This is a genomic window from Comamonas sp. AG1104, from assembly GCF_003350425.1.
In the GTDB taxonomy this organism is placed as follows: domain Bacteria; phylum Pseudomonadota; class Gammaproteobacteria; order Burkholderiales; family Burkholderiaceae_C; genus Comamonas; species Comamonas testosteroni.
The window spans coordinates 183,217-202,991 of sequence record NZ_QQAS01000004.1 but is presented as its reverse complement, the minus strand read 5'-3'; the positions used below and the strand labels follow the sequence as shown (position 1 = coordinate 202,991).

Below are 19,775 nucleotides of genomic sequence, written 5' to 3'. Positions count from 1 at the left end.
CACACAGGTGAGCTGATGTCCGTTGCTACCCCTTCCACTGCCATTCCTCCCATGCGCCTGTCGGGCCTGGAGCCCGTCTTCATCGGCGATGAGACGCTGTTCGTCAACGTGGGCGAGCGCACCAACGTCACCGGCTCCAAGGCCTTTGCGCGCCTGATCCTGAATGAGCAGTACGAGGAAGCGCTGGCCGTGGCGCGTCAGCAGGTGGAAAACGGCGCCCAGGTGATCGATGTGAACATGGACGAGGCCATGCTGGACAGCAAGGCCGCCATGGTGCGCTTTCTGAATCTGATTGCCTCCGAGCCCGATATCGCCAAGGTGCCGGTGATGGTGGACAGCTCCAAGTGGGACGTGATCGAAGCCGGCCTGCGCTGCCTGCAGGGCAAGGGCATCGTCAACTCGATCTCCATGAAGGAGGGCGTCGAGGAGTTCAAGAAGCACGCCAAGCTGGTCAAGCGCTATGGCGCGGCCGCCGTGGTGATGGCATTTGACGAAAAAGGCCAGGCCGATACCTTTGCGCGCAAGATCGAGATCTGCGAACGTGCCTACCGCATTCTGGTCGACGAAGTGGGCTTCCCGCCCGAGGACATCATCTTCGACCCCAACATCTTTGCCGTGGCCACCGGCATCGAAGAGCACAACAACTACGGCGTCGATTTCATCGAGGCCGTGCGCTGGATCAAGCAGAACCTGCCCGGAGCGAAGGTCTCGGGCGGCGTCTCCAACGTGAGCTTCTCCTTCCGCGGCAACGACCCCGTGCGCGAGGCCATCCACACCGTGTTCCTCTATCACGCGATCGGGGCAGGCATGGACATGGGCATCGTCAATGCCGGCATGGTCGGTGTGTACGACGACCTGGAGCCCCAGCTGCGCGAACGCGTGGAGGACGTGGTGCTCAACCGCCGTCCCGATGCGGCCGAGCGTCTGCTGGAGATCGCCGACAGCGCCAAGGGCGCGGCCAAGGACGACAGCAAGAAGCTCGAGTGGCGCGGCACGCCGGAGGCACCGAAGACCGTGGGCGAGCGTCTGTCGCATGCCTTGGTGCACGGCATCACCGACTTCATCACCGAAGACACCGAAGAGGCCTACCAGCAGATCGTGGTGCAGGGCGGAGGCCGCCCGCTGCACGTGATCGAAGGCCCGCTCATGGACGGCATGAATATCGTCGGCGACCTGTTCGGCGCCGGCAAGATGTTCCTGCCCCAGGTGGTCAAGTCCGCGCGCGTGATGAAGCAGGCCGTGGCCCACCTGGTGCCCTATATCGAGGAAGAGAAGCGCCAGCAGGAAGCAGCGGGCCTGGACGTGACCAGCAAGGGCAAGATTGTCATTGCCACTGTCAAGGGTGACGTGCACGACATCGGCAAGAACATCGTCACCGTGGTCCTGCAGTGCAACAACTTCGAGGTCATCAACATGGGCGTGATGGTGCCCTGCCACGAGATCCTGGCCAGGGCCAAGGCCGAGGGCGCGGACATCATCGGCCTGTCGGGCCTGATCACTCCCAGCCTCGAGGAGATGCAGTATGTGGCCGGCGAGATGGACAAGGACGACTACTTCCGCATCAAGAAGATTCCGCTGCTGATCGGCGGCGCGACCTGCTCGCGCGTGCACACGGCCGTGAAGATTGCACCCAAGTACGACGGCCCCGTGGTCTATGTGCCCGACGCCTCGCGCTCGGTCAGCGTGGCGCAGAGCCTGCTGGGCGACGGCAAGCAGGCCTATCTGGACGAGCTGAGCGCCGACTACGACAAGGTGCGCACCCAGCATGCCAACAAGAAGAAGACGCCGCTGTGGGCGCTGGAGCAGGCCCGCGCCAATGCTGCTGTGGTGAACCATGCTCCCGTGGTGCCGCGCACCCTGGGTCGCCGGGTCTTCAAGAACTTCGACCTGGCCGAAATTGCCCAGTACATCGATTGGGGCCCGTTCTTCCAGACCTGGGATCTGGCGGGTCCCTATCCGGCCATCCTTGACGATGAGGTCGTGGGCGTGGAGGCGCGCAAGGTGCTCGCCGATGCCAAGCTCATGCTGCAGAAGATCATCGACGGCCGCTGGCTGCAGGCCAATGGCGTGATGGGCCTGTTCCCGGCCAATCGCGTGGGCGACGACATCGTGTTCTACACCGACGAATCGCGCAGCCAGGTGCTGACCACCTGGTACGGCATGCGCCAGCAGACCGAGAAGCAGGCCGTGGACGGCCCGGATGGACGGCCCGTGATGCGCCCCAGCCGCTGCCTGGCCGACTTTGTGGCCGCCAAGGAGTCGGGCATTGCCGACTATGCCGGCCTGTTTGCCGTGACTGCCGGCATCGGCGCCGAGAAGAAGGACAAGGAATTCGAAGCCGCGCTGGACGACTACAGCGGCATCATGTTCAAGGCCCTGGCCGACCGCCTGGCCGAAGCCTTTGCCGAATGCCTGCACCAGCGCGTGCGCAAGGATCTGTGGGGCTATGCCGAAGACGAGGACCTGAGCAACGAGGAACTCATCAAGGAAGCCTACAAGGGAATTCGCCCCGCGCCCGGCTACCCTGCCTGCCCCGATCACACGGCCAAGATCGACCTGTTCAAGGCGCTGCAGGCCGATGAGATCGGCATGACGCTGACCGAGAGCCTGGCCATGAACCCCGCATCCAGCGTGAGCGGCTTCTACATCGGCAATCCCGAGGCCAGCTACTTCAACGTGGGCCAGATCGGCGAAGACCAGCTCGCCGATATGGCCCAGCGACGTGCGATGGATATCGAGGAGCTGCGCCGTTATCTGGCGCCGAACCTGGGCTGAAATCGCTTCACGGGCATGTTCTGTGAATGAAAAAAGCCAGGGGCTACCCTGGCTTTTTTCGTTTGGAGTGCGTCGCTCAGAGGCGCTGCTTGAGCACGGGGGCGAGCGTGGCACGCAGCCGGTCGCCGGGCTCCTCGGTCTCGGTCGCGCGGATTTCCAGCGAGCGCTCCACCATGCCTATATGTTCCAGCAGCAGTGCCTTGGCACCCTCGGTGTCGCCGCGTTCCAGGGCGGCCACGATGCGTTCGTGCTCGGCGCAGGACTGGCTGGCGCTGTGCGTGGACTGATAGAGCGTGGCAGCCAGGGTGGTGCGTGCCGTCAGATCACGCAGCGTGTCGGCCAGCAGCCGGTGACCCATCTGCTCGGCCAGGCAGACATGGAAATCCGCAAGCAGGAAGGAACGCGTGGCGCTGTCCGCCCCGGCAATGGCTTTCTGCTCCTGGGCGATATGGCGGCGCAGCCTGGTGATGACGCGCTGCAGCGGCTTGCCGGCTTCCTGCAATATGCCGGTCTCGATGATCCGCCGGGCAGAGAATGCGTCCATGGCCTCGGCAGCCGAGGGCTGGACCACATACCAGCCCCTGCGGGCCTGGACCTGGACAAAGCCGCGCGCCTGCAGCTGCATCAGTGCTTCTCGCACCACGGTGCGGCTGACGTCGAAATTGTTGGCCAGCTCCTGCTCTCCCAACCGTTCGCCAGGTGCCAGCTTCTGGGCCAGGATGGCTTCGACGACGCGTTCCGCGATGTGTTGTGGAGAGGCAGGAGTCATTGCTGGCTTTAATGGCTGGACTGAGGGATGGGGACTACGACAGGCGGCACGATAGCAGATGCATGGTCTTCTTCTGCTTCGGTCAGTGGCTCGGCCTTGCCGTCAAGTACCGCATGGGCACGTTCGCGGTCGATGTCGCCTTCCCAGGCGGCGATGGCCACAGTGGCCACGCAGTTGCCGATCAGATTGCCCAGAGCGCGTGCAATGCCCATGAACCAGTCCACCGACAGCACCAGCACCAGGCCGATCGCAGGGATGGCGGGAATGGCATGCAGGGTGGCGGCCAGCACCACGATGGCCGAGCCCGGTACGCCGTGCGCGCCCTTGGAGGTCACCAGTGCGATGGCCAGAATGGTCAGCAGGTCGGACATGCTGATCGGGGTGTTGGTGGCCTGGGCGATGAAGACCGCTGCCAGTGTGATGTAGATGGAGAACGCGTCCAGGTTGAACGAGTAGCCGGTGGGAATCACCAGGCCCACGGTGGAGTCACGCACGCCCATATTGCGCAGCTTGGCCATGATCTGGGGCAGCACGCTGTCGGAGGAGGTGGTCGCGAAGACGATGGTCAGTTCCTCACGCAGATAGCGCAGCAGCTTGATCAGGCTGAAGCCCGACAGGCGCATCACCAGGCCCAGCACCACGAACACGAAGAGCAGTACCGAGACGTAGAACAGCGCCACCAGCATGCCCAGCTGCTTGAGCGAGCCTATGCCGTACTGGCCCACGGTGAAGGAGATGGCGCCCAGCACGCCAAGCGGTGCCAGCTTGATGATGATGCCCATGACCTTGAACAGGGCCATGGACAAGGTGTCCACCAGCTCGGAAACGGGCTTGCCGCGCTCGCCCAGCATGGTCAGCGCGCAGCCGAACAGCACGGCGAACAGCAACACCTGCAGGACGTCTCCCTTGGCGAAGGCTTCCACCACGGTGGTGGGAATGAGCTTCATCAGGAAATCCACCGTGCCGCCGCTGGTCAGCTTGTCGGCATTGCTGGCGTAGGCCGCCATGGCCGAGGCGTCGAGCTTGCTGGTGTCCACGTTCATGCCCACGCCGGGCTCGAAGACAAAGGCCAGCACCAGGCCCATGCCCAGGGCGATGGTGGTCAGCACCTCGAAATAGATCAGGGCCTTGACGCCCACGCGACCGACGCGCTTGAGGTCGCCCGCGCCGGCAATGCCGTGCACGACCACGCAGAACACCAGTATGGGGATGATCATCTTGATGAGCTTGATGAAGCCATCACCCAGGGGTTTGAGTTTCACGGCCCATTCAGGGGCCAGTAGTCCGGCGAGCACACCCAGTATGAGTGCGATCACCACCTGTCCGAACAGTGATCTGACAAAGCGGCGCATAGTCGTCTTTCGCAAGTTGTGGAATCTTGTATGCAAGTTGACTGCAACTTGCATACAAGAATGTAGGCAAGCGAAAGGCGTGCCAGCAGAGGGTATTCCTGCAGATTTCCGTAATTTCCAAGAGGGTCAGCCCTGACTTTCATGCATGAAATCGGGGCGGCTGTCCGTCCTGGTGCGAGATCGGCAGCCTGTATGCACGCGTGTGGTGCGCGGGCGGTGAGCATGCCCAAAGCTTGGGCACCAGGGTCTACAGCAGAGGGCTCAGGGCTCCCAGCAGGTTGTCCCAGATGCGCTTCCACCAGCGAGTGGAACGTACCTGCTCCAGCGTCACGGCATCGGACTCGCGCAGATAGCTTTGCTGGCGCTGACGGATGGCCTCGGTGATGGCTTTGTCGTGCAGCAGCACATTGTTCTCGAAGTTCAGGTCGAAGCTGCGCAGATCCAGATTCGTGGAGCCGATCAGGCTGACCGAGCCGTCCAGACACAGGGTCTTGGCATGCAGCAGGCCCGGTCGGAATTCGTGGATATGAACGCCCGCGCTCAGCAGCCGCCAGTAGTGGCTGCGGCTGACGGCGCCGACGATCCATGAGTCATTGCGGGCGGGCAGGATCAGCGTGACCTGAACCTGGCGCAGCGCGGCGGCGCACAAGGCATCAAGCACCGTGCTGTCGGGTACGAAGTAGGGGGTGGAGATCACGACCTCGCGCTGCGCACAGGCCAGCAGGCTGGCAACCAGCTGGGGTGTAGAGCGTGCTCTTTCCGTCGGCCCTTCGGCAATCGCAACGGCATGGAAGCCGCCGTCAGCGGCAGCGCCGGCTTCGGCCTCTATTGCCGGTGGGGCAAAGCTCGCATCGGACTGCGCCCAGTCGCTGGCAAAGGCTTGTTGCATCTGCGTGACCACGGGGCCCTGCAGGCGCAGCATGATGTCCACCCACGGGGCATAGCGAGCCTTGATGTGAAAGCCTTCGTCGGCGCAGTTCTGGCTGCCGCAATAGTTGATCCTGCCGTCTATGAGCGTGATCTTGCGGTGGTTGCGCAGGTCGATGCGGCTGGTCAGCATGACCTTGAGCAGATTGCTGATGGGCAGGGCAATCGCCAGATGCACGCCGGCCTGCCGCATCTGTTGCCACAGTGGCGAGCGCGTCAGTGCGCGCGATCCCAGTCCGTCGACCATGGCACGGCAGGTCACGCCGCGCTGCGCGGCACGCATCAGGGCATGGGCCACATCGGTGCCGGTGCTGTCGTCCAGCCAGATGTAGTAGAGCACGTTGATCTCGTGGCGCGCGGCATCCATGTCGGCCAGCATCTGCGAACGGGCATGTGCACCATCGCGCATCAACTCGGCCCTGTGGCCGGGCAGCGGCACAAAGCCGTTGATGGACGAGGCATAGCGAAAGGCCGGCAGCCATTGATCGGCCATGGCAGGCAGTGCCTGCGGGCTGCGGTCGGCATCGGTCGCGGCGCCGCTGCGGGGCTGGCAGAACTCGCGCACATTGAGTCTTCTGCGGCCTGGTACGCGGCCCAGGGCTACCTCGCCAAACAGGTAGTACAGCAGGCAGCTCACATAGGGCAGCAGCACGATGACCATGAGCCAGGCCAGTCGCACGTCGGGCCGCATGTCCCGGCGCAGCAGGATGCGCAGGCCGAAGCCGGTGATCAGCAATACATGAAGAGTCAGCAGCAGCCAGGTCATGAATCAGTGCAGCAACGATGGACCTTGTCGAGCATAGCGGGCTCTGCCCCAAGCACAAGCTGCAAGCCCTGATTCATATGCTGCGAGCTTGAACTCATTGATCAGCAAGCGCAGCCTGCTATCAGCAGTGCAGCGACAGAAGACCGGCATGGCACTGGCATGGAACCTGCTTCCTTTTTTGTCAAAGCAAACAAGCAGGGGGGAGTGCATGGAAATGGTGCCATTGACTGCCATCGACAAGGCAGATACCGGTTGGGTCATGGTTGCGTCGGCGCTGGTCTTGCTGATGACCTTGCCGGGCATCGCCCTGTTCTATGCGGGGCTGGTGCGTCGCAAGAATGTGGTCAACACCATGGTGGCCGTGTTCGCGGTGGCCTGTGTGGTGACTCTGACCTGGTTCGGTCTGGGCTACTCGCTCGCATTCACCGCCGATTCTCCCTGGCTCGGCAATCTGGGGCGCGCCTGGTTTGCCTCATTGCACTTTGATGGTCGGCGCAGCGTGATCTCGGTCAGTCATCTGGCGCCGCATCTGCCCGAAGCGGCCTATGCCCTGTTCCAGGCCGCATTCGCCATCATCACGACCTCACTGATCGTGGGGGCCGTGGTCGAGCGCATGCGCTTTGCGGCCCTGCTGGTGTTTGCTGCGCTGTGGAGCGTTCTGGTCTATGCACCGGTGGCGCACTGGGTGTGGGAGAGCGGCGGCTGGCTGAACCAGCTGGGCGCACTGGACTTTGCCGGCGGTGCCGTGGTGCATGTGAACGCGGGTGTGGCGGCGCTGGTCTGTGCCTTCATGATGGGGCGCAGGCGTGGCTATGGCACCGAGCCTTTCGAGCCGCACAGCCTGGGCTGGACGGCCATGGGCACGGCGCTGCTGCTGTTCGGATGGTTCGGCTTCAACGCCGGATCGGCGCTGTCCGCGGACGGGCGTGCAGCGCTGGCCTTTGTGGTCACGCTGGTAGCGGCCTCGGCCGCGGGGCTCGCATGGATGGTGGTGGAGTGGCTGGTGCGCGGCGCTCCGACCCTGCTGGGCCTGCTCTCGGGCATGGTGGGCGGACTGGTCGCCATCACTCCTGCAGCCGGTTTTGTGCAGGTGGGCAGTGCAGTGTGGATAGGTCTGATTGCGGGCACTGTCTGCTTCTGGGGCGCAACCTGGCTCAAGCGCAGGCTGGGGGCCGACGACTCGCTCGATGTCTTTGGCGTGCACGGTGTGGGCGGCATTGCAGGCTCCATCCTCACGGCAGTGTTTGCCGACCCGCTGATCGCGGGCACAGGCGCCACGGTGCTGAATCAGCTGATTGCGGTGGCAGCGGTGGTTGCCTACAGCGGCGCAGCCACGGCCGGGGTGCTGGTGCTGATCCGTCTGCTGATGCCGTTGCGGGTGGATGCCGTGCAGGAAATGGAAGGCCTGGATATCAGCCTGCATCTGGAGCGTCAGCACTAGTGATCCATCAAAGACAGGAGCGGTGTATGGAGGACAGCGAGCGAGTGGCGGTGGCCGCACATCTGCATGTGGTGTTGCGCCGCAAGACCGGCCGGGTGACCGATACCGAATGGATGGCCTGCAACCAGGCCTATGCACAGGCCATGGTGGCTTTTGCGCTGGAGCATGCGCGGGAGCAACAGGACGAGGAGCTGGCGCGTCTGGCCCGGCGTCTGCAGGACAGCTGGAGCGGCGACAAGCCCCGGCATGCAGCGCCTGCCGAGACCACGCAGAGCGATAGCTCCGTCACCACCAAGGCCGCCGAGATACTGCGCACCTCGGCACGTTATATCGGCGGGCTGCGCTGAGGCACAAGCCGGATCTGAGGACGGTACGGCTTGGCGCCACGGGTCTCAATGCCTGTGATCCGCTGCAGCACGCTGAAGCAGGCTGTGCCGGCAACAAGCCTGGCCTATTGCTTTTTCAACTCGGCAATATAGGCATCGCGGGCCTTCACGCCATCGGCCGTGAAGTCGGTGAACACGCCGTCAATGCCCAGACGGTAGTAAGCCAGATATTCCTGCAGCGGGTCGCCCTTGAAGATGCCCGCGAGCCGGCTGGCCTCGCTGCGGAAGGTAAAGCTGTGCACCACCAGGCCGGCCTTGTGCGCATTGGCGATCAGGCCGGTGTCCTTGAGCGTGTTGACGTCCTTGAGGCCTGCGCCGTCCTTGTAGGGAACGACGGAATGGGCCAGCACCTGGGGTTTCCAGGGGCCGATGCCGTCGGCATAGGTCTTGATCTCGGCCAGGCCTGCCGGTGTCTGCATGACCGCGAAGGTGCGCGCATCGCCGGCCAGAGTCCAGCTATAGGGGCGGCCGCTGATGAAGGTCCATTCGTCGGCGGTGATATAGCCTACGGAGCCATCCTTGAAGTTGTAGTCGTTGCCATCGATCAGCTGCACCCCCTTGGCCCGCATGCCCGCCTTGCGCAGATACTTCAGACTGTCGGGGTCGAAGCTCTGGATATAGATGGGCGCTTCCTTGCGGTTGAGACTGTTCCTGTCCAGCAGCGCCATCACGGCGTCTTCGAAGGGGTGGTCACCCGTTCCGCAGCTGTTGGCAATGGCCTGCTGGTTGTTCCAGTAAGGATTCTTGGTCTCGGCGTAGACGGCAATCGTGCGGCCTGCCGCCTTGCCCTTGGCGAGTGCGATATCGATCACATCCTGTGCGCTGATCAGTGGCAGCTTGCCATTCCATTCGCTGGGGCGATCGGCGCGGTTGTCCAGCGTGGTGCCGCCAAACAGTGTGCGCAGCTCGTGCAGGGTGAAGTCGGAGATGGACCAGTCGCCGGTGTGGTCCTCGCCATCGACCACCAGAGCCTGCAGCACCGACTTCTGATTGTTCGGATCGATGCGGTCGCTCAGGTACTGCGCGGGGCCGTTGGCAGCAATGGCCGGGTACTTCACGTTGACCAGCACGCCGGGCGTGTTGCGCTTGCGGCCCGCCACATAGGAATTGATCTTGGCGACCTCGGCGATATTGGTGCTGTCGCTGAGCCAGGCGTTGTGGCGTGCCACCAGCTGGCAGTCTCGGCTCAGGTGCATGTCCAGCTCGATCATGTCGGCACCGGCATCGATGGCTTTCTCATACGCCATCTGTGTCTGCTCGGGGTACAGGCCCGAATAGCCGCGGTGAGCGATGACCTGGGGCTGCTTGCCGTCAAGCGTCAGAAACTGCGGCGCAGGTGCCGGCGTCGGGCCGTCTCCACCGCCACAGGCGCTCAGGGCAAGGGCGGCAAGCAAGGTCAGAGCAAAGACGGGATGGAGGGTATGGGACATGGTTTCAGGCATGGATGGAGGTCGCCTCATGCTTGCGGTTGTTGATGACGGTTGTGTGACCGTGCCCTAGGCGCGTGTTCACGCACCGAAACACAGGGCTGCGGGGTGGCTGCCCTGTGCGGGATGCGGCTGTTACAGCCCCAGCTTTTTGGCGACGTAATCGGCATCCTTGTCGCCGCGTCCCGAGAGATTGACCAGAATATGCTGGTCCTTGCCGAGCTTGGGAGCTTCTCGCATGGCCCAGGCCACGGCGTGCGCACTTTCCAGAGCCGGGATGATGCCCTCCACACGCGACAGCGTCATGAAGGCATTCAGGCATTCCTTGTCGTCCACGGACTGGTAGTCCACGCGCCCTATGTCCTTGAGATAGCTGTGCTGTGGGCCCACGCCGGGGTAGTCCAGGCCCGAGGCAATGCTGTGCACGGCGGCCGGCGTGCCGTCGGCGTTCTCCAGCACATAGCACTTCATGCCGTGAATCTCGCCGGGCTTGCCAACCGACAGCGTGGCGGCATGGCGGCCGGGCTTGTCCACGCCCTCACCGGCAGGCTCCACGCCCACCAGATGCACGGACGCATCACCCAGGAAGGCCGTGAAGATGCCCATGGCATTGCTGCCTCCGCCCACGCAGGCCGCCACATGGTCGGGCAGCTTGCCGTGCCGCGTCTGGAACTGCTCGCGTGCCTCGCGACCGACGATGGACTGGAAGTCCCGCACCATCATGGGAAAGGGGTGGGGGCCGACCACCGAGCCAATGGCGTAAATGGTGTTGACGGGGTCTTGCAGATAGACCTCGAAGGCGCTGTCCACGGCCTCCTTCAGAGTGGCCGCGCCGCGCGTGACGGGCACCAGATTGCAGCCCAGAATGCGCATCTTGGTGACGTTGGGATGTTCCTTCTCGATATCCACCTGGCCCATGTGAATCTCGCAGGGAATGCCCACCAGTGCACAGGCCGTGGCCAGGGCCACGCCATGCTGGCCGGCGCCGGTCTCTGCAATGACTTTTTTCTTGCCCATGAACTTGGCCAGCAGCGCCTCGCCCAGGCAGTGGTTGATCTTGTGCGCTCCCGTGTGATTCAGATCTTCGCGCTTGAGATGGATCTGCGCGCCGCCCAGTTGATCGGACAGGCGCCTGGCGTGAAAGATGGGGCTGGGTCGGCCTACATAGTCGGCAAACAGTGCGGCCAGCTCGTCCTGGAAATCCTGGCGTTTGACGATCTCTTCATAGGCTGCAGCGATCTCGTCCATGCATTGCTTGAGCTCTGGCGGCACGAGCTGGCCGCCATAGGGGCCGAAGAAGCCTTGCGCATCGGGCATGGCCTGGGGGTTCTGGGTCATGGCTTGTCTCCTTGGTGTGTGGTGCAGCGAAGCTGCATTCATAGCACACGGCGGGCTCAAGGCGTTTGCAGGCAAGTCCGGATGGAAGAGTCGTGAGAAATGCCTGCAGCCCCCAGGAAGAATGTGCTGACAGCTATTGTTTTGATATTTGCGGCGCCCTCTCTTGCTCTGAAACACAATAGCAACATGAAAGCCAGCTCAGCCCGCGATATTGTCTTTGCCCATGCTCTGGAAACTGCAGCTCCTCACGAGGCGCTGCCAACGGCCGAGCGCTGCACTGCCATCACGCAGGAGTGTCTGCATGCCCTGGGCAAGACCAAGGGTGGAGGCCGTGCAGCGTTCGAGAGTTTTCTGCAGGAGCGGGCACAACGCGTGATTGCTGCAGCGCAGCTGCCTGCCGACATACGCGCGATGGCCCGGCAGCACGCCGGCATTTCGCGCTGGATGGTGCTGGCCGTGATGGCTGCGGCATTTGCGCTGGGCTTTGCGGGTCATGCGATCACAGACCCGCACCGTGTGGACCTGCTCTCTGCCTCCCTGATCGGCATCGTGCTGTGGAATCTGCTGGTCTATGTGCTGTTGCTGCTGTCCTGGCTGCGCAGTCTGGTGCGGCGCAAGAAGACGGTGATTGCGCCGCTGGAGCCTGAGCCAGGTCAGGACGCTGTGCCCCATCGGCCCGTGGCAGCCCCCGGCGGCTGGCTGCAAAAGCTGCAGACCAGGAGGTGGAGTGTTTCGCGCGGCACGGGGCTGCGCAAGATGGCGCTGAACTTCGAGCGTAACTGGTGGCAGATCAACCAGCGGGCGCGCCATGCGCAATGGCTTGTGTGTCTGCATCTGGGGGCTGCCATGCTGGCGCTGGGAGCGCTGGCATCGCTATGGCTGACTGGCCTGACCAAGGCTTATCAAGTGGGCTGGGAGAGTACTTTTCTCTCGCCGTCTGCCGTGCAGGCCTGTCTGAACCTGCTGTTTGCACCGGTGCAGCATCTGCTGGGCCTGGAGCCGTGGAGTCTGGCGCAGATCCAGACGCTGCAGGGCTGGTCGGCCGGTGATGCCGCAGATGCGGGGCCGCTCTGGGTGCAGCTCTACAGCTGGCTGCTGGGATTGATGGTGGTGGCGCCGCGCCTGTTGCTGGCGCTGTGGCAGGGTGCCAGGGTCTGGTGGTTGAGCCAGCATCTGGCCTTGCCGCTGCAGCAGCCTTATTTCCAGAAGCTGCAGCGTGACTGGGCGGGACGCGCAACGGCGCTGCTGGTGCAGCCCTACAGCCTGGACATCACGCCCGAGCGCGAAGCCGCCCTGCGCAGCCATGTGGCGCAGAGCTACGGCGCTGGTGCGCAGCTTGAGCTGCTGCCTGTGCTGGCCTATGGATCGCCCTTGCCGGACGCTTCGGCTGTTGACGCACAGCAGGTGCTGCTGCTCAATCTGGCTGCCACGCCCGAGGCGGAAATTCATGGCGTGCTGCTGGCGCAGGTATTGAACCGCTGGGGCGCGCAGACCGATGTGTGGCTATGGGCGGCGGATTTTCGTGCGCGCAACAGCGGTGCCCCGGCGCGAGTGCAGGAGCGCGAGCAGCTGTGGCGGGAATTCGTGCGCAGCGCGGGCCTGAACGCGACCCTGGTGCCCGGCGCAGGAGTGTGATGATGAGTGAGAACAATGAGCTGGTTCTGAGTGACAGCAGCATTCAGTGGTGTCTGTTGTCGCACACCAATATAGGCAAGACCACGCTGACCCGTACGCTGATGGCCGACGACGTCGGCGAGATTGATGACGCAGCCCATGTGACCACGCAGTCTCAGCGCTATCTGCTTCAGAAGACGCAACAGGGCGATGAGCTGTGGCTTTGGGACACACCGGGTTTCGGCGACTCCGTGCGGCTTTATGAGCGCCTGCGGCAGCAGGGCAATCCGCTGGGCTGGTTTCTCAGCAATGTCTGGGATCGGTGGCGCGACAAGCCTTTTTACCTGAGCCAGCGTGCCCTGCTTGCCGCGCGCGACCATGCGGATGTGATGCTCTACCTTGTCAACGCGGCAGAGGACCCTGCCGATGCGGGCTACTGGAGCGCCGAGATGAACATACTGGCCTGGCTGAACAAGCCGGTCATCGTGCTGCTCAACCAGGTCGGCAGCGACACCACGGCAGAGCAGACGCAGGAAGATTTGAGGCGCTGGCAGCAGGCGACGCAGAGCTTTCAAAGCGTGGTGCGCGATGTGCTGGTGCTCGACGCCTTCACGCGCAGCTGGTGGCATGAGCGCAGGATGATGCAGAGCATTGCGCCATTGTTGCCCCAGTCGAAACAGCCCGCCTATCAGCGCCTGCTGGAGCAGCGAGCTTTGCTGCAGCAACAGCGCGAGCAGGCGAGCCTGGCGGTCATGGCAGAGCAGTTGCTGGCAGCTGCTGGGCTGCATGAAAAGCTCGATCCCGAACAAGGCCGGCTGCTGGCGCGTGCCTGGCAAGGCCTGAGCCAGCTCACCGCCAAGCTGGGCAAATCGGCAGAGGATGAAGAGCGGCTCGGAGCCCAGGCCAAGGCAGCCGTCCAGCGGCTGATACAGGCTTTGCGTCAGGCCGATGTACAGGCCACGCAGCGCTTGCTCGAGATTCATGGACTCGACGGCCAGGCGGCCAGTCAGATTCAGGAGCAATTGCGCAACCAGCTTCAGATCACAAAGCCCGTGGATGCGCAGGCGGCCAGCTTGTGGGGGGCGTTGACTGCCGGTGCGGCTACAGGACTGGGGGCCGATCTGGTGGCAGGAGGCTTGACACTGGGTGCCGGTGCCCTGGTGGGCGCGCTGCTGGGGGCGCTCACCTTTGGTGGAGCGGCCTGGGGAGCGAACAAGATGTTCGACCAGGAGCAGCAGAGCTTTCAGCTCTCGAGCGACTATCTGAACGCCGCAGCGAGTCAGGTATTGCTCAAGTACCTGCTGATCTCGCATTTCGGCCGTGGTCGCGGTCGCTACACCAGCCCTGCGGCGCCCAGACAATGGAGTGAGCTTGCCCAGATTACGGTGCAGGCACACGCTGCGCAATGGGCAGCTATCTGGGCGCAGCTGCGCGAAGCAAATACCGCAGGGGCGGCTGTCGATGCGCAAAGAGTCGCCGTGATGGAGCTGCTATCGCAAAGCCTGCAGCAGATCATGGCCGATCTCTATCCGGGGCTGAACGCGGACTCCGGAGTCAGAGACGCGGAAAGCGCACCGTAAACAGGGCGCCGCCACGCTCGGAGACGCCCGTGCTGACGGTTCCGCCCTGTGAAGTCACCAGAGCCTTGACGATGGACAGGCCCAGGCCCGAGCCTTCCCGGCGGCGCTTGCCTGGGGCCTGGACAAAGCGCTGGAACGGATGGGCCTGGACCTCGGGGGCAAGGCCAGGACCCGCATCACCCACTTCCAGGATCACCCATGACTGGTTCTGGTGGTCGGAGGTCGTATGCACCCGGATGCTCAGCCAGTGGCCGCTGCTGGCATGACGCAGCACGTTGCTGATGAGGTTGGTAGTGATCTGGCGCAAGCGATCGACGTCGGCCTTGATGTCGGTGCTGCCATCGCCGTCCTGCATGGGCAGATCCAGTGACAGCGCCATGTCCAGCTTTTGCAGCTGTGGGTGCAAGTCCTCGACGACATCGCCGACCAGTGCAGCAAGGTCTATGCGTTCCTTGCGCAGGGACAGTTGTCCGGCATCGGCCATGGACAGGGTGTGCAGATCGCCGACCAGCCGTCCCAGATGCTCGACCTGGGCCAGCAGCGTCTTCATCTCGGCCTGGCTGGAGTCGATGACGCCGTCGCAGATCGCGTGCAGGCGAGCCTGCAACACCGTCAAAGGGGTGCGCAGCTCGTGGGAGATGGAGGCTGCCGTGGCCAGGCGCTCTGCTTCCAGCGTCTCCAGCGAATCGACCATGCCGTTGAAGGCATCGATCATCTCGGCCATCTCGCCATGGGCATTGCCCTTGACGGCTCTGGAGGCAAGATCGCCGCGCTCCACGCGCGCAGCCACTTCCACCATGGAGGCCAGCGGACTGGTGATGCGTCGCGAAATCCAGAAGCCCACGGCCATGCCGAAAGGCAGGCTGACAGCCAGGCCGATGACCAGCGACCATTTCTCGCCGAACAGGCGGTCGCCCTCCCAGTACTCGGAGTAGATCTGAAGGGCTCTGGGGCTGTCCTCCAGATCCTGGGACTTCAGCGCTTCCAGCTCGGTCTTTACGGGGCCTGGCAGGTGGCGGTAGAACTCGCGGTACTGCAGTTCGGAAAACGCCAGCACGCCAATCGCCAGCGAGGCAATGGCCAGCAGCACGGCCGCCGTGATCCACAGACCAAAGCGGACCCAGATGCGGTTCAGTCCCAGGGCCATAGACGATAGCCAATACCGCGCACGGTCTCGATCAGTCCGTCCTGTCCGGCCAGTTGCAGCTTGCGACGCAGCTTGGAGAGATGGGAGTCGATCACCCGCTCCAGCGCATCGCTCTCCGGCAGGCAGTTCTCAATCAGGTAGGCTCGTGAAAAGCAGCGGCGTGGCTGGGCCGCCAGGCAGGCCAGCAGACGGAATTCCGTGAGCGTCAGTGCCAGAGGAACGGCCTGGCCCGCATCGTCATAGACGGCTGCACTGTGGGCTTCCACGTCGATCTCTATCGGTCCGACGCGTATGGGTGCGGCCACCGGCGCAGGCTTGGCCTGGGTGCGGCGCAGCACGGCACGTACCCGGGCCACCACCTCGGGAGGGTTGAAAGGCTTGACCACATAGTCGTCCGCTCCCAGGCGCAGTGCCAGCAGCTTGTCCACATCGTCTGCCAGGGCCGTCACCATGATGACGGGGACATCGCTGTCATTGCGAATCATGCGCAGCACATCCACGCCATCGACCTTGGGCAGATGAATGTCTAGCAGAACCAGGTCCGGGCGCAGCTGGCGAAAGCTCTGCAGGGCTTCCTCGCCGTCCTGCGCCATGCGAATTCGCAGGCCGTCGCGCTCCAGATAGGCGCTGAGAACGCCCGCAATTGCAGGTTCGTCTTCGACCACAAGCACCATGGGCGTGGAAGCAGGTTGAGCAAAAGTAGTCATGGTTTTGTGTGCAGCAAAGTCATGCATCTGCTGGACTCCCTGAAACTTGTTATCTGCACATTATGTGCTTTGCCGCTGCAATAGCCGAATGGCTACGGCTCTCCATAATTCCTACATAAACCCTGCAATCTGGCGAAAGCTTGCTGCCGTCCAATGGCGAGGATGGAAAGCTGTTTCCGCTTTCTGCAGGTTCCCGGGTGTCACCTTTAGTTTGAGCCAACTGCGCTGTGATATTTCCTTCTCACGTCTCGCGTCTTCGCATGGGCAGTCTGTGTCTGTGTGCCTTGTCGTTGCTGGCAGGCTGTGCTGCGCCCGAGGCAGTCAAGCTGGACCGGACCACGCCACCTCAGTGGCAGCAGCAGGAGCCGGCTCAAAAGTCGGACCCTGCGGCATTGGCCCACTGGTGGCGCGCCTGGAATGACCCCGCGCTGAATGCGCTGGTGGACGAGGCGCTGTCCCAGAACCTTGATGTGGCTCAGGCCGTGCTGCGTCTGCGTCAGCAGCGTTTGCTGGCCGGTACGGCCGATGCGGCTTTTCGCCCCACGGTCAGCACCGGAGCGCGGACCCTGCAGGATATTGCAGCAGTTGATACCTACTTTCATGCCAGCATCGATGTGAGCTGGGATCTGGGCCTGTTTGGCGATTCCGCCGCGGCACGCCGCGCAGGCACGGCCGGCGTGCTGGATGCGCAAGCCCAGCTGCATGCAGCGCGGGTGGCGCTGGTGGCCGATGTGGTGCATCGCTATCTCGATATCCGGCTGGCCCAGGTGCAGCGCAGCTTGGCCGAGAGGCAGTTGCAGCAGGCACAGCGACAATTGCAACTCTTGCAGATTCGGCATGAGCAGAGGCTGACAGATGCCCAGTCTCTGGAGCAGCAGAAGTTGCAGCTGCGCACCGCAGAGTCCCAGCTGTTCACCTTGAACGAAGCCCAGGCGCGTGCTGCCCATGCGCTGGCAGCCCTGCTGGGACGCGAGCGTGCCGAGCCGCAGTGGCTGCAGCCCGGTGCCGATGTCGCGCTGCCCGCAGCGCAGGCGCTTGCCGTGCTGCCGGCAGACCTGCTGCGCAGCCGCCCCGATATTCAAAGCGCCGAGGCCGCGGTGGAGCAGGCTGCGGCCGAGGTCGGCGTATCGCGCGCGGCACTCTATCCGCGGCTGACCCTGACGGGGTCCCTGCTGTATGCGTACAACCTGACACGCAATCACCGCACGACCTCGGACTCCATCCCCATGGTCGGTCCGCAGATCGACATTCCGCTCTTTGACTGGGGTCGCCGCCGTACCGTGGCGGATGGCAAGGAGCTGGCGCTGCAGGCCAGCATCAAGGCCTACCGTCAGGCTGTGCTCAATGGCATTGCCGAGGCTGAAGCCGCCCTGGCAGCGGTTGCTGCCCAGCAGCAAAGACAGCAGCAGCTGCAGTCCGAGAGGCAGATCCATGCAGGGCGCGAAAAGGCCCAGGCAGTGCGCCAGCAACTGGGCCTGTCCAGCGAGCTTTCGGGCATCGATAGCGCCCGCGCCAGCCTGCAAAACCAGAGCGAGCTGGCAACCGCCAGGGCTGCCGAGGCGCTGGCCTATGTGGCGCTCTACAAGGCCGTGGGCGCTGCGCCCATCGATGCCGCAGTCTCCGAGGTCCAGCCATGATTGCCCTGGCGCGCAAGACGCTGATCTATGAGTGGAGGCGCTTTGTCCCCTCGGTGTTCGCCGTGGGCTTTTCGGGCGTTCTGCTGGCCATGCAGGCTGCCTTGGTGCTGGGCATCTTCGGCTCTGCCGCGATCTACGTGACGGCTTCTTCGGCCGATCTCTGGGTGGGCTATCCGGGTACGCAAAGCGTGAACTTCGGGCGCAATATCGGCAGCGATGTGGAGATGCGCCTGCGCATGGATCCCGATGTGGCGACCGTGGAGTCCTATGTCTGGGTCGATGGTGACTGGCGCGCTCGCGCCGGTGCCCAGGGTGCTGCCGGAGGTGGAGTCTCGGTCTATCTCTCGGGCGTCAGCACTGCGGACAACTCCATGATGTTCACCAAGGTGCTCACCTCCTGGCAGCGACAGCTGCTGCGCGAGCCCGGTGCCGTGATTGTGGACAGGGCGGACCTGGGGACTCTGGGCGTGCAGGAAGGCAGCACGGCCTGGATCAACAACCATGCGGTCAAGATCGTGGCTGCCGTCGACGGCTTGCGCGGGCTGGGCGGCGTCAACGTGATCGCCTCGCTCAGCACGACCCGCGAAATTGCAGAAACCAGTGCCGAGCATGGCAGCACCTATTTTGTGGCGCGTCTCAAGCAAGGAGCCAAGGCAGGCGAGGCCCAGGCGCGATTGAGCCGGTCCAGCAGCAGCTTCGGCCCGTACGAGGTCTGGACGGCGGATGCCTTTGCGCGCCGCTCTCAGCGTTACTGGATGCTCGATACCGGCGCCGGTGCCGGCGTGCTCTTCATGGCCGTCATCGTCTGCCTGGTGGGCGCCATCGTGACCAGCCAGTCGCTCAAGGCGGTGGTGGCAGGATCCGCCCGCGAGTATGCGGTGCTCAATGCCCTGGGCGTGAGCCGGGCAGCCCTGGGTCGCGTGGTGGTAGAGCAGGCCTGCTGGATTGGCGGTCTGGGCTTCGTGCTGGCGGCATTGGCCAGCGCGGTGCTGCTGAGCATTGCATCCGCCTATCGCGTCCCCGTGGCCCTCAACCTGTCCGCGGTACTCGCCTGCGGCTTTCTGGTGGCCGTGCTGTCGCTGCTGTCGGGTCTGGGCGCCATGCGCAGCCTGCTGCGTGCCGACCCGGCAACCCTGTTGCGTTGAGGCCTGAAACATGCAAGCCCAGACCATGGAACGCGTCAAAACACCTGTAGCCAAGGATGCTGTGCCTAGCCTCGAGGCCGTGCGCCTCGACAAATCCTTTGTGTCGGGCATCGTCCAGGTGCATGTGCTGCAGGGGCTGTCCGTCAGCCTCTATGCGGGCGAGCTGAGCCTGATCTCTGGCCCGTCGGGCTGCGGCAAAAGCACGCTGCTGTCGCTGATGTCGGGACTGCAAAAGCCCGATGCCGGCCATGCGCTGGCACTGGGCGAGGACCTGGCCAAGCTCGGTACGGCGGCGCTGGAGAAATTTCGTCTGCGCCATACGGGCTTCGTCTTCCAGGGCTTCAATCTGTTTCCGGCCCTGACGGCACTGGAGCAGGTGCAACTGCCACTGGGCTATATGGGCCTCAAAAGCGCCGAGACATTGCGCCGTGCCAAGGAGGCGCTCGATGAAGTGGGGCTCTCGCACCGCAGTCATATGCGTCCGGCCCAGCTGTCGGGTGGCGAGAAGCAGCGTGTGGCCATCGCACGTGCCATGGCCAAGCAGCCCCGTCTGCTGTTCGCCGACGAGCCCACCAGTGCGCTGGATGCCGAGAGCGGCCAGCGCGTCATCGACTTGCTGCACCGTGCAGCGCGCACGCACGGCACCACGGTGCTGTGCGTCAGCCATGACCCGCGTCTGGTGCGCCACGCCGATCGTGTGCTGGGCATGGAAGACGGCGCCATTCGCAGCGACTGGCGCCAGAACAGCCCCATCAAGGAATAAA

The 19,775-nt window shown here is 63.8% G+C and carries 15 protein-coding genes; 8 read left to right on the top strand and 7 right to left on the bottom strand.

The genetic code is table 11. The annotated features are described in order from the left end of the window. The first annotated feature begins 15 nt into the window (after positions 1-15). Entirely contained in the window at positions 16-2,775 is a 2,760-nt protein-coding gene (metH, locus tag DFO48_RS12780) for a methionine synthase (protein WP_199406996.1), read from the top strand. A gap of 76 nt (positions 2,776-2,851) precedes the next feature. On the opposite strand, the gene DFO48_RS12775 is transcribed toward metH, so the two are convergent. The 3 genes from DFO48_RS12775 to cls all read right to left on the bottom strand — a co-directional run bounded on the left by DFO48_RS12775 (position 2,852) and on the right by cls (position 6,589). Next, entirely contained in the window at positions 2,852-3,544 is a 693-nt protein-coding gene (locus tag DFO48_RS12775) for a GntR family transcriptional regulator (RefSeq protein WP_114863634.1), read from the bottom strand. An 8-nt stretch (positions 3,545-3,552) separates the two neighbouring features. Continuing rightward, positions 3,553-4,896, bottom strand: a complete 1,344-nt coding sequence (locus DFO48_RS12770) for a C4-dicarboxylate transporter DctA (RefSeq protein WP_114863633.1) — start codon at positions 4,894-4,896, stop codon at positions 3,553-3,555. Between the two features lie 247 nt (positions 4,897-5,143). Next, complete coding sequence (gene cls, locus DFO48_RS12765; RefSeq protein WP_114863632.1) at positions 5,144-6,589, bottom strand: cardiolipin synthase; 1,446 nt, start codon at positions 6,587-6,589, stop codon at positions 5,144-5,146. 208 nt (positions 6,590-6,797) lie between these two features. Here cls and DFO48_RS12760 point away from each other — a divergent pair, with 208 nt between their 5' ends. Then, a complete protein-coding gene (locus tag DFO48_RS12760; protein ID WP_114863833.1) occupies positions 6,798-8,030 on the top strand; it encodes an ammonium transporter in 1,233 nt (410 codons plus the stop codon). 26 nt (positions 8,031-8,056) lie between these two features. Next, positions 8,057-8,377, top strand: a complete 321-nt coding sequence (locus tag DFO48_RS12755) for a hypothetical protein (RefSeq protein ID WP_114863631.1) — start codon at positions 8,057-8,059, stop codon at positions 8,375-8,377. A gap of 104 nt (positions 8,378-8,481) precedes the next feature. Here DFO48_RS12755 and DFO48_RS12750 read toward each other — a convergent pair whose 3' ends face one another. After that, on the bottom strand, positions 8,482-9,858 hold the full coding sequence (locus DFO48_RS12750; RefSeq protein ID WP_370449576.1) for a glycerophosphodiester phosphodiesterase family protein: 1,377 nt from the start codon (positions 9,856-9,858) through the stop codon (positions 8,482-8,484). A 120-nt stretch (positions 9,859-9,978) separates the two neighbouring features. After that, positions 9,979-11,181 carry a tryptophan synthase subunit beta gene (trpB, locus tag DFO48_RS12745; RefSeq protein ID WP_114863630.1) on the bottom strand — a complete coding sequence of 401 codons (1,203 nt, stop codon included), beginning with the start codon at positions 11,179-11,181 and terminating at the stop codon, positions 9,979-9,981. Positions 11,182-11,367: 186 nt separating this feature from the next. Here trpB and DFO48_RS12740 point away from each other — a divergent pair, with 186 nt between their 5' ends. After that, positions 11,368-12,816: a DUF2868 domain-containing protein gene (locus tag DFO48_RS12740; RefSeq protein WP_114863629.1), complete on the top strand. Its 1,449-nt coding sequence runs from the start codon at positions 11,368-11,370 to the stop codon at positions 12,814-12,816. Positions 12,817-12,818: 2 nt separating this feature from the next. After that, complete coding sequence (locus DFO48_RS12735) at positions 12,819-14,375, top strand: DUF3482 domain-containing protein (RefSeq protein WP_114863628.1); 1,557 nt, start codon at positions 12,819-12,821, stop codon at positions 14,373-14,375. On the opposite strand, the gene DFO48_RS12730 is transcribed toward DFO48_RS12735, so the two are convergent. Further along, positions 14,350-15,522: a cell wall metabolism sensor histidine kinase WalK gene (locus DFO48_RS12730; RefSeq protein ID WP_114863627.1), complete on the bottom strand. Its 1,173-nt coding sequence runs from the start codon at positions 15,520-15,522 to the stop codon at positions 14,350-14,352. The two genes, DFO48_RS12735 and DFO48_RS12730, sit on opposite strands and share 26 nt — an antisense overlap. Next, positions 15,507-16,256: a response regulator gene (locus tag DFO48_RS12725; RefSeq protein ID WP_003071871.1), complete on the bottom strand. Its 750-nt coding sequence runs from the start codon at positions 16,254-16,256 to the stop codon at positions 15,507-15,509. Before DFO48_RS12725 ends, DFO48_RS12730 begins: the two co-directional genes overlap by 16 nt. Positions 16,257-16,489: 233 nt before the next feature. Between DFO48_RS12725 and DFO48_RS12720 the strand changes: the two genes are divergently transcribed. Genes DFO48_RS12720 through DFO48_RS12710 form a run of 3 tightly spaced genes read left to right on the top strand, consistent with a single transcriptional unit; the run spans position 16,490 to position 19,774 of the window. Next, entirely contained in the window at positions 16,490-17,866 is a 1,377-nt protein-coding gene (locus DFO48_RS12720; protein ID WP_114863626.1) for an efflux transporter outer membrane subunit, read from the top strand. Continuing rightward, positions 17,863-19,011 (top strand): ABC transporter permease, encoded by a 1,149-nt coding sequence (locus tag DFO48_RS12715; RefSeq protein WP_114863625.1) that lies wholly within the window; start codon positions 17,863-17,865, stop codon positions 19,009-19,011. Before DFO48_RS12720 ends, DFO48_RS12715 begins: the two co-directional genes overlap by 4 nt. Positions 19,012-19,021: 10 nt before the next feature. Then, a complete protein-coding gene (locus tag DFO48_RS12710; RefSeq protein ID WP_003071865.1) occupies positions 19,022-19,774 on the top strand; it encodes an ABC transporter ATP-binding protein in 753 nt (250 codons plus the stop codon). Position 19,775: the final 1 nt, after the last annotated feature.